This is a genomic window from Clostridium magnum DSM 2767 (assembly GCF_001623875.1).
GTDB lineage: Bacteria > Bacillota > Clostridia > Clostridiales > Clostridiaceae > Clostridium_AM > Clostridium_AM magnum.
This window is the reverse complement of the sequence record NZ_LWAE01000005.1, coordinates 201,205-215,377: the sequence shown is the minus strand read 5'-3', so window position 1 is coordinate 215,377 and position 14,173 is coordinate 201,205. Positions and strand designations below refer to the sequence as shown.

Sequence of the window (14,173 nt, the reverse complement as noted above, 5' to 3'; positions counted from 1 at the left end):
TCAATTACTTAATAAAATACAAAATAAGTTCATATGCAACAGGAACAAATAATGCCGGAAGCATATTCCCTACATTAAATTTCTTTCCAAAAGCAATATTTACGCCAACACAAAAAATTAGTGCTGAGCCTACATAGGACAGATTTTCAATCAGTATCTTTCCTAAAAATGGACCTACAAGAACAGTAAGAATTGTAATTCCGCCCTGGTAAACCAAAATCGGAATTGAAGAGAACATAACGCCCAATCCATAGGTAGAAGCAAAGACTAAAACTATTACAAAGTCCAAAATGGATTTGGCAGCCAACATGGAATAATCTCCTTTAAGACCATCTTGTATTGAACCAACTATAGCCATAGCACCCACACAAATAATAAGGGATGTATTAACGAAACCTTCTACAAAACGGTTGTCCTCTTTCGCTTTTGCTATAGTTTTTATTTTTTCTCCTAAAGCATCTAGTAATTTCTCAATATCTATTGCCTGTCCAATAACGCCTCCTATTACTAGAGAAAAAATTAGGAGCATGGCTCCTTTTGTTTGTATTATACCGTCAGCTACAGTAATCATGCCTTGAAGAGTTCCCGCAACACCGATAAAGATTACCGCCACACCACAGGTCTGCATCAGAATATCCTGCATTTTCTGTTTCATTCCATTTTTAAGAAACATGCCGATACCACTTCCAGCGATAACAGCTATAGTATTTATAATTGTCCCTAATCCTTTCACAATATCCTCCTCTTATTCCCTGCCATATCAATAACTTTACTTGAATCACTATATAAATTTTATCATTGACGTCGACTTTATTTATTTTATATTATATCATTGTCCATATAATATGAAAAATAAACTTTTCCAAAGTAGCAGAACAGCTTGGTTACTCCCAGTCAGCGGTCACAATACAAATCAAGCAATTAGAATATGTAATTATTTTACTATCGTACATGATATCTGAATATTTCGTCACAACGGTATTTCGATTAAGGTCTATTAAACATAAATTTATAACAATCTTCTTCTTTAAATCCACACTTCAAATATAATTTTTCAGCATATTTTGTCCAAAGAACTTTACTTGTATTTTTTATACTTGGGTGGTTGTTTATAAATTCAATTAGTTTTTTTCCCAAGCCATTACCCCTATATTTTTCATCAATAATTACATCTAATATTAGACTGTAGGCAGCGTAATCACTTACAACTCTTGCAAATCCAATTTGTATATCATTGTGATAAATTGCAAAACAAAGTGAGGTTTCAATTGTTTTAGCAATGGTTTCAATAGGTCGATTTTTAGCCCAACGAGATTGTCTTAACAGGTTGCAAACCTCACCTAATTTAATCCGAGTAGCATTATCTGTAAATGTGTATTCACCTTCAATTATTTCCAATGTAAAAACCCCCTCTAAAGTGTTACTAAAATAGTTTATTGCTCATTTTATACAGTTTCAATTTTATTCTGAGTTACTTACTGGTAATTATATCATTTTTTAAAGCTAATCTATTAGTATTAATGTAGTAGAGAAAAATATTTATACCATTTAGAATAAGTTCCCCAAAACTTGAATTTTACAAAAATTAACTATAAAATATAGTATGTATAACCACATAAAAGGAGTGATTAACTTGAATGAAAAGAAACTAACATTAATAGAAAAAGCTTTTAATTTTCTATTTATACCCTTTCTTATTTTTGCAGCGCTTTTCGGGGGAGGCCCTTTAGAAACATCTCAATTACTCTTGTTAGGTTGGAATAAGTATAATGAACTAGCACCTGAAGAACATCTATAGCTTAGCATTATAAAAATGTATTTGATGTGGTTATATTAGTTCTTTCGTAAGAGGTATTAAAAACTACCTCTTGCGATTTTTAACTTATTTTCATGAACTTTTATAGGAAAGAAAGTTATAATAGGAATTGAATGAAATCCTTCATTATTAATAGATTCACTAAGTTTAAATGATATGTTATCCATGTCATTAATAAGTTTATACAGATATGCTGATTTTATCTTACTATCTAAGTCAAATATAAAATGTGGTATTACTTTATATAAAATTATTAGACTTTTACATTCAGGTAATATATCTATTGGATGAAACCCTTTCGGCGCATTAATATCAGAAATTTCCGCAATACCATAACCATCAATATTGTGCTCTTTAACAAAATCCTTGATATTTATCTTTCTCACTACCTTTATTCCTAATATTTTATAGTTTCAAACTAAACATATAAAAATTGTAACATAACTTCAATATTATTACATAATAGTTTACAATAAAAAGTTACTTAATCATTAATAAGTATTGACTAAAAGTATGAATGGGTATATTATAGATAAATACAGTCTGTAATATCTGATTAATGGTACATGGAGGATTAGTATGAAGTATACCAAAGCTACTAATTATGCATTACATATAGTTGCATATATGATTAAGTATGATAAAAGAGATAACTTAAGTTTGCATCCTTTGGCAAACCATTTAAATATTTCACCGAGTTATTTGTCAAAGATTTTAACGCAGTTAGTAAAAGCTGATATAATTCAATCAACTCCTGGTGTAAATGGTGGTTATATTTTGCGTAAAAGGAAAGAAGATATTTCACTTTTAGATGTAATTAAGGCAACAGAAGGAAATAGCTCTATGTTTACGTGTGAAATGGATGAAAATCATGCGTGCAAAATCCAAAAAGCAATGGAAGAAGCAGAGAATATAATGAAAACTTATCTTAAAAATAAAAAACTATTTGAAATTATATAAAAACGCCTTAATTTCATAGGTGTTTTTACACCTTAATTATAGATAAATACAGTCTGTAATGTATTTGATTAAAATGATTATATTTTTGTTATAAATAGCTTGTTAACAATGTTAGTCTAAAACAAGACTTATATTAATACTAAAATTATAAAGATTTTTAATACTATTTAGTGAATAAAAATTTTAAAGGAGATGTTTATATGTCAGGATTTTGGGAAAAAAGTTTTGTAGAAAAGCAAGCAATGTGGGGGTTTGAGCCATCAAACATTGCAGTTATAGTAGCAGATTACTTTGCTGAAAATAATCTAAAGGATATCTTAATACCAGGTATTGGATATGGAAGAAATGCAAAACCATTTATTGATAATAACATGGAGGTTACAGGAGTCGAAATTTCTCAAACAGCCATTAATATAGCAAGGCAAAATGGAATTAATAATAAAATTTATCATGGGTCAGTATCAGATATGCCTTTTGAAAATAAACTCTATGATGGTGTAGTTAGCTTTGCTCTTATTCATTTGTTAAATGAAGATGAAAGAAAAAAGTTTATTAATGATTGCTATAACCACTTAAAACCAGGTGGATATATGATTTTTACGGCTGTTTCAGAAAAAGCTCCAATGTACGGTAATGGCACGAAGCTTGCTGAAAATTATTATGAAACAACGTATGGGGTAAAACTGTTTTTCTATGATTCTAAGTCAATAGAGAAAGAGTTTGGAAATTATGGGCTTGTAGATTTTGTAGAGATTGATGAAATATATAAGGAGAATCCAAATAAACCTCCAGTAAACTTTTTAATGATAAAATGCAGAAAAGAGATGTAAAGCTGATAAAGGGCTCAAATAAAATCATAGAGTATAAATAAAACCTATGATAGGTTAATCATATAAGAAAATAAAAAAATAGAACTCCATTTGTTCTATTTTTTTAGTACGTATTATTTTAAATCTATCCGCTAAATTACTATTTATCAGGTATTAACCAAGAAACTTTTGTATAGTAAAGCCTTCTTTAAAGAATAGTGCCCCAGCAATTAAAAGAAGGGTAGCTATGCATATATTGGCTATAAGAGCACCTTTGCTTATTTCCCATTCCAAACGATACATAATAATATATCCCCCTTCAATACCAACTACAACTAATCCTAATAAAATATTTAATATATTGATCTTTGAAATTTCCGTAATTAATTTATTTTTTATATAACATATCTATATGTGGAATATTATCCTCTAGATATTCTTCTGAAACTGCCTTAAAGCCAAGACTACTATAAAAATCAAGTAAATACACTTGTGCTTGAATTTTAATAGTATCTTCTTTTAAAGTGTTTTCTATAAACTCAATAGCTTTTAACATCATTTCTCTTGAAATTCCTTTACCACGATGATTTTTTTTTACGACTACTCTTCCTATTGATATTTCGTCGTAAGAAACTCCCTTTTCCAAAATTCTTAAGTATGCAACTACTTCTCCATTTTCTTCAGAAAATAAATGATATGAATTTAAATCTTTATCATCACAGTCAAGGTATACACACTCCTGTTCTACAATAAATACTTTATTTCTTAATGCTAAAATTTTGTATATTTCTTCGATCTTAAGTTTATTAAATTTTTTAATATTCCAATTCATTAAATCACCTCCATCTACATCAAATATTAGATTTTAATATAATACTTAAACTCCCCTAATAAACACAAAAGCACCGAATCTCATTCCTCCTTAAAAAAGGCCCTAATGGAATAAGAATCAGTGCTTATTAACATTCTTACCCGGGGATAAGAATAAGCATCATATTATTTAATTATTACGTATAATATCATAGAATTAGCTTTTAAGCAATAGTGAATTTAAACTACATAACTGACTCTTGCACTTTGGGCCAGACTTTCCAACGACAGATCATCTCCATCCTAACAGTCCCACTGGTTTTCCTTCATATCAACATGATTCTCATCTTTAAAGGATACACCTTCTTCTAATAACAGAAATCGTTGTTCCTGCCACCCCGGTGCCAACCTTCCAGCATGATTTACCACACGATGACATGGATATCTCCCATAAAATTCTGCCTGGCTAAGAACCTTCCCGACAAGCCGTGCATTTTTGTCTCTGCCAATAAGGCTGGCAATTTGTCCATATGTAGCTACTTTCCCTTTAGGGATTTCTTCCACAACGGAAAGTATTTCATAAATTAATTGTTCATTCATAATCTTTTTCATATATTCACCTGTAATACAAATCCTTACTTGGAGATATTGTGATATTTTTGCACCATATTTTAATATTTAATCTTCTGTTTTGATGATATAATACTAACAAATAATAAACAGTGCGTCAACGCAACACAGTGAGGAACAGTGATAATGAAACCATCTAATTTAGATATGATACGTGAATTCTGCTTTAATCAGCGTTGGCTCTTGATGATTGGAGAAAAACAATATGAATAAAAACAAATATTTTCCCTATGGTGATACGGAAATTGCATATTTGAAAAGAAAAGACAGACGTTTGGCTGAAGTGATAGAACAGATTGGTCATATTGACCGCCCTACAGATGGTGATTTGTTCTCATCTGTAGTTCATCATATAATTGGGCAACAAATTTCTACAAAAGCACAAAAAACCATCTGGAACCGTATGCAGATGTCTTTGGGAGAGATTAATGAACAAACAATCCTAAAAACGGGCGTTCCAAAGCTACAGTCTATGGGTATGACATATAAAAAAGCAGAATATATTACTGACTTTGCAGCAAAAGTGGATTCAGGAGAATTTAACCTTCAGCGCATATCTGAAATGTCCGACGAAGAAGCAATCAAAGTTCTTTCCTCATTAAAAGGAATTGGCATATGGACTGCAGAAATGATTCTGCTTTTCTGTTTGGAAAGACCAAACGTATTTAGTTATGGTGACCTTGCAATTCTGCGTGGTATACGCATGGTTTATCATCATAAGACAATTGATCGTATCCGTTTTGAAAGATATCGTAAAAGATTCAGCCCATATTGCAGTGTTGCGAGTCTTTACTTTTGGGCTGTGGGTGGTGGAGCAATACCAGAAATGACAGACTATGCAACCAAAAAGAAAAAATAGAAAAGGGTATAGAACTATGAACTATTGCATTAAAAACATAGTGATTGTTATCCTTATAAATTTAACGACCATTATCAGAGAAAGAATATACATCGAGTCTTAAATTACTTAAATACCACCAAAGTACATAGGAAAAAACTATTATCAGAACCGAAGCAGGTATAATACTAACTTTTAATTTCTTTCTCATTTCATCACCATTTCTCCTTAAACACAAGGCACAATAATTAGAAGATCACGAAATAGCTATACTCCCAGTTTTTCATTATGCTTATAAAAACTTGTAATAATTGTATATCCAAGTATCAATGGAAAGACAGACAGAAAACCTGAGTAACTTACCATTAATGTAATTATGGGGTATATTATTATGTTTCTCAAAAATTCAATGTTAAAACTAAATGTAACATAAGCAAGTGAAAAGTATAATGAAGGCAGTCCCATTAAAACTATTTTAGGCAAAATAAGTGCCCAAGTTCCTTCTTTTTTTATCTCACAAATAAAATGTTCTAAACCCAATATTAAACCTACACTTCCATAAAAAATAATTGTCATAGCACTTGTGTAGAAATATTGAGGATTAAATGAATTTTCTCTAATCTTTGCAATGCCTTGAAAAACATGTTCTCCCGAAAATACTACTACAAATATTAGAAACATATAAACAAAATACCTCAACCATAGTTTCATTTTCATAAACATCCCCCTTAATTTAGTTCGTTATAAACTACCACTGTAATATTGTTTAAAAGATTTACTAATTAATTAGTCCAAATTAATTTTTTATCTTCTGGTTTACTACCCTGTAAATATACATTCTTTATGTTTTTGACATTTTCTTTTATGGTAATGTTAAAATCTCCACTACTATGTATTGGATTTACAACGCTATATCTTAGTTTTAAATATAAATTGCTATTTTCCATTGTATAGTTATAACCAGCAAAGGCTTCACCACTGTTGGTTGTTGTTCCCAAAACTTGTAGATTTTGATTGCTTACTGCTATATTTTTAATGTGCAATACCCCTGTATTAACATACAATCCAAATTCTAAATATGTTATACTGCTAATAAGAACAATTACCATAAAAATGATTAGTGACAGTAAACTTTTTTTATGAATACTCATCATTATAACACCCTTAACTTCTCCTTTACTTACAGTTACATCACAACTTAAGAAAAAGCGTCGTAACTTTTTTCAATACCATCTCAAAATAATTCATCAAAACACTTATAAAATTCTTCTTTATTTCCTAATGCAATTATGAATTATAATTTTTTCTTTTCCCATGATATTAATTGACAAAATTGCTAAAATTGCAAGAATTACAAGCATGAAAGAAATTAAAATAACAAAAAAGAACCAGTTTATATATGAGTTTTTTTCAACCGCTTCAATCTTAGTTATAAATTTAACTTTTGCAGTTGTAATTAAAATATTTGGTCCTCCCCTAACTTCAATATCTTTTGTTATCGTATCATTTGTATTGGCCGGAAATTCAGGGTGGATTTTAATAATTTTAGTAATTGCTTGTGCTTGACTAAAACCACTTATGTTATTCTTATATGCTAAAAGACTGATGAAACATACCAAAATCAGCATAACAATTAAATTGAATTTTAAGGATTTATCCATGTATTTCCTCCTCCATTTTAATAGTTTTATTCACCATATTTTACAGTTGTTACACTGTTTAGTAAATTTATAAATTAATCAATCACTTAACCGATGCCTTAACCAAGTAATCTAAATTTTCATTTAACCCAATAGGTGTATAGAAGTTATCTTTAATTTTGACAAACGCAATGTTTTGCCATCTTTCACTTAGAGGAAGAATTATTTCTGTAAATTGAACCTGTTTTTTATTACCATTACTAATGGTAAGTCTTTGAGGTTTATCATAAACAAATTCCACTGCATATATATTAATTTTATCTGGTGGATTTAGGCTAACGCTGGATATACTTTTACTTTCACAACCTCCAAAAGCAAAAACTATCGCAACTACCATAATAATTAAAATCCATTTTCCTGTTTTCATTAATTCTCAACCCCTAACATCAGTTCACTATGCTTTAATGTTAAATACGATAACTATAATAATTAGTTCTCAACATTTTACGATTATACATGATATAAATATTGTAGTTTAACTTTTTATCTATTTTCTTTTTCTTCGTCATTCAATAACTTTCCTGATGTTATATTAATCTCAATAGAAGATAGACTATTCTTTATAAAGATAAGAAAGTATAAATGGAACAAAATAATACCACTTGAAGTTATGATACATACAATTCCAACAGTTCTATTATATAGGCATAACATATAAATTCCAAAAACCATCAAAAATAAACTTCCAATTATTCTCCTAATACTTTGTTCCCTAGTAGGTGTAATCTTATATCTATTAAACATTTTGCTCCCTCCATTCTGTAAACCATAATCTATCATAAATTTATAGTAGATAGACACTTTAAGAATATTGTAACGCAAGTAAAAACAATAAATAAAAGTTACTGTACATTCCTAAGTTCAATTGTTTGTGTCTTTCCATCAATACTTATGTTAACCTTTACTACTTCATCTTTGTTTAATATCATTCCTCCTGAACCATTACCTTTAAGTGTATAGGTTCTTTCTTTTGGAGGGTTATCACCAAAATCTTCGGTTAATTTTCCACCTCCTATACTACTTTCATAAGATATTTCTAAATGTTTTATTGAAGATAAGTCAGATAGGTTTTTCTTATAGGATACTGTTAACCTTTTATTGGTTAATATCTTTGTGGCATACACCTTATATTCAGCCGTCCAAAATTCATTTTCTCCTTTATAAGTGCAGTTATGGTCAAAAGCGCCTTTGATTGAATATACTGAAACTATCAACAACATTATAATAATTAAAATAACACCTGTTTTTTTCAACTAAAATCCCCCCTCAATTTATAGTAATTTGCCACTACGTTTTGATTTTACTATCTTCTGTATTTTAGGTAAATATTGAGTGTGACATTCTTTTTATTTCTTATAAACTTACGATTGTTGAACAATATAATACTGTTGTTTAGCTGTCGTGCATCTATGATTAATAAACTTTATAAAAAGAATGCGTATTAATGTCATTTAACTAATATATTATTTTTAGACAAGTTATCAAGAAGTATATCTAAATCTTTTAAATACATCAACCCTGACCATATCACAATCTCTTTATTTGAACAATAATCCATCATAATTATGACTACCTTTTCACCAATTAAACGAACTTCCTCAATATCTTCGTATTTGATAAATTGTTTTCTCGAAAGCAATCCTTTATGGATTTCTAATTCTTTATCATAAATTTTAACATAAGTTTGTAATGAAAAAGTTATATAATGTTTCCCCAAAAGAAAATCTAAAATAATATTTAATACTATCAAAACCGTAAAGAAGACAGTACCTGTTGATATTTGCGCTTTAAATATTGTAAAAGAAGCTATAAGTAAACTTGTCCAAAATAAACCACAAACAATCCCTACTATTCCTAAAATAACATTCAATTGTCTTTTCTTGAACTTTAATTCATAAATTCCCATATAACCCCCTGATAAAATAATTTACTATGACGTATTTTTTTACTATTCTGTGATATGAGTATTTATTTATGTTGCCTTCCTGCTTAATAAATTACTATTAGTAAAAGCAAATAATACCGAAACGATAAGTTTTAAAATCCAATCTTCCGTTAACCCTATTATTAGTTTATCTGTGACTATAAATGATAACGTGCAATCGCTTCCATACCTAACTCTGCTATACATTGTAGAAAATACTGCAAAGAAAACGTAAACAGCAAAGAATGTTATAAAAAACAACTTATTAAGTTTCAAAAAAATCCCCCTTCTCATTCGTCATTTTTTACAGTTTTATTACAACTAAAGAAGATTCGCTATCTATACTTAATATAAAAAATTATGAATTACTTTAACAAAAATGCTATTAATCTAAGAATGCTGGAATACCCAAAGAAATCATCCAGAAAATCTTTTATTCATTTTATTTTCCTCTCTATTCATAAAGTTTACTGTTGTAATATGGTAAAAATCATGCGTATTTATCTGCCTCTCTATTCGTTGTTTTTAAAGAGGAATTTTCTACAATAGGCTTTTTCCAATATTGCCCTGTCCTTGTATCCAGTATAACAATATTTTTTTCATCTACCTTAACCATTTGATATGTACCAGATTCATTATTTTGCCTGCTACTTAAAACATACCTACCAAGTATAATACTTCCGAATACTATAAAGACACCTACTATAATTGCTGATAATACTATTATATACATATCTATATTACCTCCTCAAAAGTTTAATCGTAGTCAATTCTATAATAAAATGAAAATATTTTATAATTTCGTGATAGCTTAAGAAGAACGAGAATTAAGATTTATTAGTTTCGTCTCCCTTATCATCTAATTTATTCAAGATAATATCCAACTTCTTGTCCATCTCTTTGGTTCTATTGAATTAATACTATTTGAGAACCTATGTTATACGGTGATGTTCCTGCTTCTATTCTATGAGGTTTATGATTATTGACTGCTTTATCTAAAATAAGTTTTACTGCACTTGTTGCATCCCCCTTCCCCTGATGTTCCTCACCAATTCTATAGCCGAGTTCACCCTTATTAAAACTTCCTCTTACTATTGATAATAAATTTATTCTGCCAAGAATCATTCCGGTATGATTCTTTATTAAATACATATATATTAATTATTTCTCTTGTTCCTCAACTGACTCCTTTATTATTGTATTGAAATTATTTAATTCATAATAGTTATCTCCTCTTGGGAAACCTACTCTCTCAAAAAAAGCCCTATTTTTAAGTTCGAATGTAAAAAGTTCCTGTGCATCTGACTTCTCAAGTAATTTGATTATAATATCTGACATAAAAGCCTCCTTAATATCGTAGTAAATTACAGTTATGTCACCTCAACTGAAGAATATTTCTAACTAAACTTTGTATATTTATAGCTAATAGGTGAAATATAAACGCCAAATGTAACTTAATACTATTTACTTTTTTCTGATACAAGCTCAACACTATACTGCGCTTTAAAATCTTCATCAAACTTATTTATTTCTGAAGATACCAATACCCACTTCTCTTTATTTATAAGTTCATGTTTATCCAACGAACCAGTATTACCAACATTCTCAAGGTTGCCATTGAGTATTTTTTGAATTCCTTGATAATACTTAAAAACTAAGTCGATCTTTTCATTTTCTTTATCATAATTTATATAATTTTTATCCTTATATGTTTGTTTCAGATATTCAAAATAAGAGTCTAAAATAATCCCGAAAGAGCCTTGCCCTTGATACGTTTTTTCTAGCTTTCCTATCTTCCACTGATAATCATGGGCTGCTAGACCTATATACCATTGTTCACTTCTTATTATTGAATTTAAATACACAAATTCTGCAACATCACTTTCAGAGACTTTTTTATAAGTCTTTGCAGAGTCTAGTTTCTTCACTGCCTCATTAGTTTGCGACTGAAGATTTTCTAACCTATAATAACAGTTTCTATTAAAAGCATATTTCGCATTCTCAAATTTATTATAAAATATAACTGCAGTTATCGTAGTCAATCCTATAAAAAACAAAGTTATGCATTTAACAATTGTTGTATTGTCCATCTTTCTTCCCAATCTATCCTTCTCCCTTCAGTAAATATATCTCAAATTATAGCATATCTGTAATATTGTTTTGGAATATCTTCTAATAATGTTATGAATTAGCATTAGAATGTAATTACAAAAAACACTGCAGAACATAGGTAATGCAGTGTTTTAGAAAATTATTTACCTTTTCATAAAGTAAGTATATTACATGCTCAGTTAATTTAAAATCTATAATTTAACTGCTTACTACTTCCATCCGTTTTCATTTTATAGGTAAATCCGTTATCAAGCATATTTTCAGCATAAATCCAACCGTTATCTACTCTTATAAAACTATAAGATTCACTTTCAGGAGTAATCGGGATATTAATTTTCCCGTCAATAGAAAGCTTCCATATTTGCTGACTTACCTCTGGACTTTGAATAGTACACCACGTTATTCGCTACGTAAATGTTTAATGCAATATCATCACTTAATTTATTTCTTTCAGTACCGTCAGTTTTCACCTTATAGAGCTTGTTTTCATCGTTATTATTGGAATAGTAAATCCAGTCACCTTCTATATTTATAAATAAAGGAGAATCATCTGATATCTTAGCCATTCCAGAATCATCAACATTAATCTTATATAATTTTTCATTATCAGATGAATTCAAGAAATAAATCCAACCATCATTCTCGCAGATAACACCAGCATTGGCAAGATTACCAGAAGTATTGCCTCCATCAGGAACAATAGTAAAATTTATTGGTTCTAGTTCACTAAAGGAGGAACTATCCTTAGCTGTAATCCCCTTGTTGATCTTTAGAGTATAGCTTTCACCAACGATATAACCACCTTGAGGCGGATTAACATTGGCTATATTCGAATAGTTTCCCTGTAACACAGTAACATTTATTGGTTCCCCTTTAGAGTCAGTAACTTGTACAGATTTTGCTACAGAATCAGTAACTTGTACTGATTTACCGAACTCTATATGCCAAACCTTATCTTTACTGACAGCTATTTTGCTTGGGGATTGTGCGTATACTTGAGAGCTACATATGAAAAGAGTTATAGCCAATATGAAAAACAAGAAATTTTTTATGACTCTAATGATAAATCACCTCTGAATTATAATAGTTTTTATTACATATCAATCACTAGAATCTTAGCACATGTATAAAATATTTTACATATGGGATAAAAGGCAAAACTAGAAAAATAGAGGTAAGTAGAAAAATCTAAAGCTTTATAACTAAATTCAGGTCTTTCCTCATTGATTTATAATATTTAATAGTAAATAAGAAGCGTTTAAAAATTCGATTTCGACTTATCAAGTTTAATTTGTTCTTCACCCCATATAGATAATTCCTTCAATGCAGGAAGTAGCGCTTTACCCCTTTCTGTTAGGGCATATTCAACTTTAGGAGGAATCGTTTCATATTGAATTCTAACAACAAGATTATGTTCTTCTAATTCTTTTAAAGATTTTGTAAGCATCATATTGGTAATACCTTTAACTTTTCGTTTTAATTCATTATATCTAGTAAAATCATTATCAAATAAGTACCACATAATAGGCAACTTCCACTTTTGTCCAATAATCTCTAATGCGTATATAAGGGAACATTTTCTATCGTATATATTATCACTAGGAAATTCTACATTGCAATTCGTATCATTATTCACAATTATACTCCTTTAAATTTAATAGTATACTTTTTATACCAACACAGAAAAAACTGCATACTTGTATATTTATACCTTTATGCTATATTAATTATAACAGAAAAATTAAAAATAAAACACTTTAAAAAGGAGTGCTACTATGAAAGTTTATGCTATTAACGGAAGTCCAAGAAAAAATAAAAATACAGCTACATTACTTCAAAAAGCTTTAGATGGAGTAAAAGAATCAGCAAAAGATAAAGAAATTGAAACTGAAATCATTAATTTATATGATTTAAACTATACTGGATGTAAAAGCTGCTTTGCCTGCAAAAGACTTGGCGGTACAAGTTATGGAAAATGCGCCATAAAAGACGATATTTATGAAGTTTTAGAAAAATTATCTCAAGCTGATGGGCTTATTTTTGGTTCTCCAATATATTTTGGCACTATAACAGGTCAATTACAATCTTTTTTAGAAAGACTATTATTCCCTTACTTGGTGTATGATGAGAACTATTCTTCAATTCCACCAAAGAAGATGCCAACAGCATTCATTTATACAATGAATGTTCCAGAAGAAGTAATGAATCAAATTGGTTATTTAAAGACCTTCCATCGCATTGAATCTGTTATTGAACGTATATTTACAAAACCATTAGCTATGTATTCAAATAATACTTACCAATTTGATGATTACTCAAAATATAAATCTAGCGCCTTTTCCGAAGAAGCAAAAGCAGCACATAGAAAAATACAATTTCCTTTAGATTGTCAAAAGGCATTTGAACTAGGTGTAAATTTAATAAAGTAATAAGTTTGTATACTGAAGAATCTACAAAGAGAAAAAATTATTAAATGATACCAGTTCTTTTATATATGGGGATTTTCTTTTATTAATTACAGGAAAAAAACACTACAATATCTTTGAACTGCTCCCTGTCAAGTAGACAGGGAGC

At 29.3% G+C, this 14,173-nt stretch carries 27 protein-coding genes; 6 read left to right on the top strand and 21 right to left on the bottom strand.

The window, feature by feature from the left end; genetic code table 11:
* Nucleotides 1–4 precede the first annotated feature (4 nt).
* Nucleotides 5–733, bottom strand: a complete 729-nt coding sequence (locus tag CLMAG_RS19990) for a DUF554 domain-containing protein (protein WP_073393085.1) — start codon at nt 731–733, stop codon at nt 5–7.
* A gap of 119 nt (nt 734–852) precedes the next feature.
* On the opposite strand from CLMAG_RS19990, the gene CLMAG_RS34795 reads away from it, so the two are divergent.
* Entirely contained in the window at nt 853–1,050 is a 198-nt protein-coding gene (locus tag CLMAG_RS34795; RefSeq protein ID WP_341420688.1) for a LysR family transcriptional regulator, read from the top strand.
* Here the strand turns inward: CLMAG_RS34795 and CLMAG_RS19985 are convergent.
* On the bottom strand, nt 988–1,398 hold the full coding sequence (locus CLMAG_RS19985; RefSeq protein WP_073393083.1) for a GNAT family N-acetyltransferase: 411 nt from the start codon (nt 1,396–1,398) through the stop codon (nt 988–990). The two genes, CLMAG_RS34795 and CLMAG_RS19985, sit on opposite strands and share 63 nt — an antisense overlap.
* A gap of 235 nt (nt 1,399–1,633) precedes the next feature.
* Between CLMAG_RS19985 and CLMAG_RS32580 the strand changes: the two genes are divergently transcribed.
* On the top strand, nt 1,634–1,798 hold the full coding sequence (locus CLMAG_RS32580; RefSeq protein WP_161487001.1) for a hypothetical protein: 165 nt from the start codon (nt 1,634–1,636) through the stop codon (nt 1,796–1,798).
* A 56-nt stretch (nt 1,799–1,854) separates the two neighbouring features.
* On the opposite strand, the gene CLMAG_RS19980 is transcribed toward CLMAG_RS32580, so the two are convergent.
* Nucleotides 1,855–2,202: a hypothetical protein gene (locus CLMAG_RS19980; protein WP_066626656.1), complete on the bottom strand. Its 348-nt coding sequence runs from the start codon at nt 2,200–2,202 to the stop codon at nt 1,855–1,857.
* 193 nt (nt 2,203–2,395) lie between these two features.
* Between CLMAG_RS19980 and CLMAG_RS19975 the strand changes: the two genes are divergently transcribed.
* Nucleotides 2,396–2,776 carry an RrF2 family transcriptional regulator gene (locus CLMAG_RS19975; protein WP_066626655.1) on the top strand — a complete coding sequence of 127 codons (381 nt, stop codon included), beginning with the start codon at nt 2,396–2,398 and terminating at the stop codon, nt 2,774–2,776.
* Between the two features lie 200 nt (nt 2,777–2,976).
* Nucleotides 2,977–3,606: a class I SAM-dependent methyltransferase gene (locus CLMAG_RS19970; protein ID WP_066626654.1), complete on the top strand. Its 630-nt coding sequence runs from the start codon at nt 2,977–2,979 to the stop codon at nt 3,604–3,606.
* Nucleotides 3,607–3,759: 153 nt separating this feature from the next.
* Here the strand turns inward: CLMAG_RS19970 and CLMAG_RS34445 are convergent, their stop codons facing one another.
* The 3 genes from CLMAG_RS34445 to CLMAG_RS19960 all read right to left on the bottom strand — a co-directional run bounded on the left by CLMAG_RS34445 (nt 3,760) and on the right by CLMAG_RS19960 (nt 5,007).
* Nucleotides 3,760–3,888, bottom strand: coding sequence for a hypothetical protein (locus tag CLMAG_RS34445; RefSeq protein WP_278331194.1), 129 nt, complete (start codon nt 3,886–3,888; stop codon nt 3,760–3,762).
* Nucleotides 3,889–3,973: 85 nt separating this feature from the next.
* Complete coding sequence (locus CLMAG_RS19965) at nt 3,974–4,417, bottom strand: GNAT family N-acetyltransferase (protein ID WP_066626653.1); 444 nt, start codon at nt 4,415–4,417, stop codon at nt 3,974–3,976.
* Between the two features lie 281 nt (nt 4,418–4,698).
* Entirely contained in the window at nt 4,699–5,007 is a 309-nt protein-coding gene (locus CLMAG_RS19960; protein WP_066626652.1) for an MGMT family protein, read from the bottom strand.
* A gap of 223 nt (nt 5,008–5,230) precedes the next feature.
* On the opposite strand from CLMAG_RS19960, the gene CLMAG_RS19955 reads away from it, so the two are divergent.
* Nucleotides 5,231–5,884 carry a DNA-3-methyladenine glycosylase family protein gene (locus tag CLMAG_RS19955; protein ID WP_066626651.1) on the top strand — a complete coding sequence of 218 codons (654 nt, stop codon included), beginning with the start codon at nt 5,231–5,233 and terminating at the stop codon, nt 5,882–5,884.
* 246 nt (nt 5,885–6,130) lie between these two features.
* Here the strand turns inward: CLMAG_RS19955 and CLMAG_RS19950 are convergent, their stop codons facing one another.
* The 15 genes from CLMAG_RS19950 to CLMAG_RS19890 all read right to left on the bottom strand — a co-directional run bounded on the left by CLMAG_RS19950 (nt 6,131) and on the right by CLMAG_RS19890 (nt 13,235).
* A complete protein-coding gene (locus tag CLMAG_RS19950) occupies nt 6,131–6,580 on the bottom strand; it encodes a hypothetical protein (RefSeq protein ID WP_066626649.1) in 450 nt (149 codons plus the stop codon).
* 65 nt (nt 6,581–6,645) lie between these two features.
* Nucleotides 6,646–7,014, bottom strand: coding sequence for a hypothetical protein (locus CLMAG_RS19945; RefSeq protein WP_066626648.1), 369 nt, complete (start codon nt 7,012–7,014; stop codon nt 6,646–6,648).
* 120 nt (nt 7,015–7,134) lie between these two features.
* Nucleotides 7,135–7,524 carry a hypothetical protein gene (locus CLMAG_RS19940; RefSeq protein ID WP_066626647.1) on the bottom strand — a complete coding sequence of 130 codons (390 nt, stop codon included), beginning with the start codon at nt 7,522–7,524 and terminating at the stop codon, nt 7,135–7,137.
* A gap of 82 nt (nt 7,525–7,606) precedes the next feature.
* Complete coding sequence (locus CLMAG_RS19935; RefSeq protein ID WP_066626646.1) at nt 7,607–7,930, bottom strand: hypothetical protein; 324 nt, start codon at nt 7,928–7,930, stop codon at nt 7,607–7,609.
* Between the two features lie 116 nt (nt 7,931–8,046).
* Nucleotides 8,047–8,307 carry a hypothetical protein gene (locus CLMAG_RS19930; protein ID WP_066626645.1) on the bottom strand — a complete coding sequence of 87 codons (261 nt, stop codon included), beginning with the start codon at nt 8,305–8,307 and terminating at the stop codon, nt 8,047–8,049.
* Between the two features lie 98 nt (nt 8,308–8,405).
* Nucleotides 8,406–8,816 (bottom strand): hypothetical protein, encoded by a 411-nt coding sequence (locus tag CLMAG_RS19925; protein WP_066626644.1) that lies wholly within the window; start codon nt 8,814–8,816, stop codon nt 8,406–8,408.
* 194 nt (nt 8,817–9,010) lie between these two features.
* Nucleotides 9,011–9,469, bottom strand: a complete 459-nt coding sequence (locus CLMAG_RS19920; protein ID WP_066626643.1) for a hypothetical protein — start codon at nt 9,467–9,469, stop codon at nt 9,011–9,013.
* A 66-nt stretch (nt 9,470–9,535) separates the two neighbouring features.
* Nucleotides 9,536–9,763 carry a hypothetical protein gene (locus CLMAG_RS19915; protein WP_066626641.1) on the bottom strand — a complete coding sequence of 76 codons (228 nt, stop codon included), beginning with the start codon at nt 9,761–9,763 and terminating at the stop codon, nt 9,536–9,538.
* A gap of 214 nt (nt 9,764–9,977) precedes the next feature.
* Complete coding sequence (locus tag CLMAG_RS19910; RefSeq protein ID WP_066626639.1) at nt 9,978–10,220, bottom strand: hypothetical protein; 243 nt, start codon at nt 10,218–10,220, stop codon at nt 9,978–9,980.
* Nucleotides 10,221–10,393: 173 nt separating this feature from the next.
* A complete protein-coding gene (locus tag CLMAG_RS31025; RefSeq protein ID WP_082832014.1) occupies nt 10,394–10,639 on the bottom strand; it encodes a GNAT family N-acetyltransferase in 246 nt (81 codons plus the stop codon).
* Between the two features lie 9 nt (nt 10,640–10,648).
* A complete protein-coding gene (locus CLMAG_RS32575; protein WP_161487000.1) occupies nt 10,649–10,825 on the bottom strand; it encodes a hypothetical protein in 177 nt (58 codons plus the stop codon).
* Between the two features lie 122 nt (nt 10,826–10,947).
* Nucleotides 10,948–11,589, bottom strand: coding sequence for a hypothetical protein (locus CLMAG_RS19900; RefSeq protein WP_066626637.1), 642 nt, complete (start codon nt 11,587–11,589; stop codon nt 10,948–10,950).
* Between the two features lie 194 nt (nt 11,590–11,783).
* Nucleotides 11,784–11,921, bottom strand: a complete 138-nt coding sequence (locus CLMAG_RS35200) for a hypothetical protein (RefSeq protein WP_479723213.1) — start codon at nt 11,919–11,921, stop codon at nt 11,784–11,786.
* Nucleotides 11,922–11,940: 19 nt separating this feature from the next.
* A complete protein-coding gene (locus CLMAG_RS19895; RefSeq protein WP_207647056.1) occupies nt 11,941–12,627 on the bottom strand; it encodes a DUF5050 domain-containing protein in 687 nt (228 codons plus the stop codon).
* 230 nt (nt 12,628–12,857) lie between these two features.
* Entirely contained in the window at nt 12,858–13,235 is a 378-nt protein-coding gene (locus CLMAG_RS19890; protein WP_066626634.1) for a winged helix-turn-helix transcriptional regulator, read from the bottom strand.
* A gap of 139 nt (nt 13,236–13,374) precedes the next feature.
* On the opposite strand from CLMAG_RS19890, the gene CLMAG_RS19885 reads away from it, so the two are divergent.
* On the top strand, nt 13,375–14,028 hold the full coding sequence (locus tag CLMAG_RS19885; RefSeq protein ID WP_066626633.1) for a flavodoxin family protein: 654 nt from the start codon (nt 13,375–13,377) through the stop codon (nt 14,026–14,028).
* The last annotated feature ends 145 nt before the right edge of the window (nt 14,029–14,173 follow it).

Coding starts and splice junctions, on each gene's coding strand:
- CLMAG_RS19935 (WP_066626646.1), bottom strand. CDS start 7,930: ATGAAAACAGGAAAATGGATTTTAATTATTATGGTAGTTGCGATAGTT.
- CLMAG_RS19950 (WP_066626649.1), bottom strand. CDS start 6,580: ATGAAAATGAAACTATGGTTGAGGTATTTTGTTTATATGTTTCTAATA.
- CLMAG_RS19940 (WP_066626647.1), bottom strand. CDS start 7,524: ATGGATAAATCCTTAAAATTCAATTTAATTGTTATGCTGATTTTGGTA.
- CLMAG_RS19885 (WP_066626633.1), top strand. CDS start 13,375: ATGAAAGTTTATGCTATTAACGGAAGTCCAAGAAAAAATAAAAATACA.
- CLMAG_RS19960 (WP_066626652.1), bottom strand. CDS start 5,007: ATGAAAAAGATTATGAATGAACAATTAATTTATGAAATACTTTCCGTT.
- CLMAG_RS19930 (WP_066626645.1), bottom strand. CDS start 8,307: ATGTTTAATAGATATAAGATTACACCTACTAGGGAACAAAGTATTAGG.
- CLMAG_RS19970 (WP_066626654.1), top strand. CDS start 2,977: ATGTCAGGATTTTGGGAAAAAAGTTTTGTAGAAAAGCAAGCAATGTGG.
- CLMAG_RS19920 (WP_066626643.1), bottom strand. CDS start 9,469: ATGGGAATTTATGAATTAAAGTTCAAGAAAAGACAATTGAATGTTATT.
- CLMAG_RS19910 (WP_066626639.1), bottom strand. CDS start 10,220: ATGTATATAATAGTATTATCAGCAATTATAGTAGGTGTCTTTATAGTA.
- CLMAG_RS32575 (WP_161487000.1), bottom strand. CDS start 10,825: ATGTCAGATATTATAATCAAATTACTTGAGAAGTCAGATGCACAGGAA.
- CLMAG_RS19945 (WP_066626648.1), bottom strand. CDS start 7,014: ATGAGTATTCATAAAAAAAGTTTACTGTCACTAATCATTTTTATGGTA.
- CLMAG_RS31025 (WP_082832014.1), bottom strand. CDS start 10,639: ATGTATTTAATAAAGAATCATACCGGAATGATTCTTGGCAGAATAAAT.
- CLMAG_RS34445 (WP_278331194.1), bottom strand. CDS start 3,888: ATGTATCGTTTGGAATGGGAAATAAGCAAAGGTGCTCTTATAGCCAAT.
- CLMAG_RS19965 (WP_066626653.1), bottom strand. CDS start 4,417: ATGAATTGGAATATTAAAAAATTTAATAAACTTAAGATCGAAGAAATA.
- CLMAG_RS19975 (WP_066626655.1), top strand. CDS start 2,396: ATGAAGTATACCAAAGCTACTAATTATGCATTACATATAGTTGCATAT.
- CLMAG_RS19955 (WP_066626651.1), top strand. CDS start 5,231: ATGAATAAAAACAAATATTTTCCCTATGGTGATACGGAAATTGCATAT.